Raw genomic sequence first — 1,195 nt, 5'->3', positions numbered from 1 at the left:
GGTCCGTTGCGGATCTGGCGGGACGGTGTCGAACTGGACCCCGGGCCTCGGCAGCAGTCGTACCTGCTCGCGGTGCTGCTCGCCCGCGCGGGCAAGCCGGTCAGTACGAGCGAGTTGGTCGACCTGATCTGGGGCGGGGACGTCCCGGCGTCGGCGGTGAACATTCTCCAGAAGTACGTCGGTGCGTTGCGTCGGCTGCTGGAGCCGCGGCTGCCCGTCCGTGAAGCCGGATCGTTCCTCCACCGTCGCGGCAATTCCTACCTGTTCGCCGCCGGCCCCGCCACGCTGGACCTCGTCGCCTTCCGGGAACTCGTCGACGCCGCCGGGGCCGCGGCGACTCGGCAGGATCACGAGGTGGCTCTCGATCACTACGTCGGGGCGCTCGGGCTCTGGCACGGCTCGGCGGGCGACGGTATCGCCGACGGGACCATCGCCACGACGGTCTTCGCCGCGCTCGACAACGAGTTCTACGACGCGTGCACCGCGGCGGCGGAGCTCGCCGTGTCGACGGGCCGACCGGAGCGGGTGCTGGTGGCTCTGCAACTGGCCGCGTCGATGGCACCGTTCAACGAACCCGTGCAGGCCGGTCTCGTCGGCGTTCTCGGTGCTGCCGGCCGCCAGGCGGAGGCGCTGTCGGTGTTTCGTCAGGTCCGCGACCGGCTCGCCGAGGAGCTGGGCATCGACCCTGGTCCGGCGCTGGAGGACGCGCAGCGGCGGATTCTCACCCAGCCCCTGGCGGCGCCGCTGGTGCGGGAGGCCGACGAGAACGTCGGGCGGACCATGGGGGCCGTCTTGGTCGGCCGGACCGAGGAGCTCGCCGCGCTGCGGCGCATGGTGGAGCGTGCACGGGCCGGTGACACCGCGATCGGTGTGGTCGAGGGCGAGCCGGGCGCGGGCAAGACCCGGCTGCTGGAGGAGGCCGCCGCCGTGGCGGGCCGGCTGGGTGCACTGACTGTCTGGGGTTCCTGTCTGGAGGGTGACGGGACACCGGCGATGTGGCCGTGGGAGCAGGCACTTGGCCAGGTCGTGCGGAGTCTGCCCGCTGCGGCGGGTGAACAGTGGCTCACCGGCGGGCTGGGCAGTCTCCTCGCGCCGCGGGACGACGCGCCCCGGGAACTGCCGGACGGCAACGCCCAGTTCCGGTTGTTCGAACAGGTCGTCGCCCTCGTCGGACAGGCCTCGGCGCGGCGCCCGA

General features: G+C 72.8%; 1 protein-coding gene. It reads left to right on the top strand.

Going from position 1 to position 1,195, the window contains the following annotated elements:
- A partial coding sequence (locus tag ABZ887_RS51165) for a BTAD domain-containing putative transcriptional regulator (protein WP_361306617.1) occupies nucleotides 1–1,195 on the top strand: 1,195 nt, incomplete at both ends.

Source organism: Streptomyces sp. NPDC047061, assembly GCF_040643955.1.
Taxonomy (GTDB): domain Bacteria; phylum Actinomycetota; class Actinomycetes; order Streptomycetales; family Streptomycetaceae; genus Streptomyces.
This window is presented reverse-complemented; position numbering and strand designations above follow the sequence as displayed.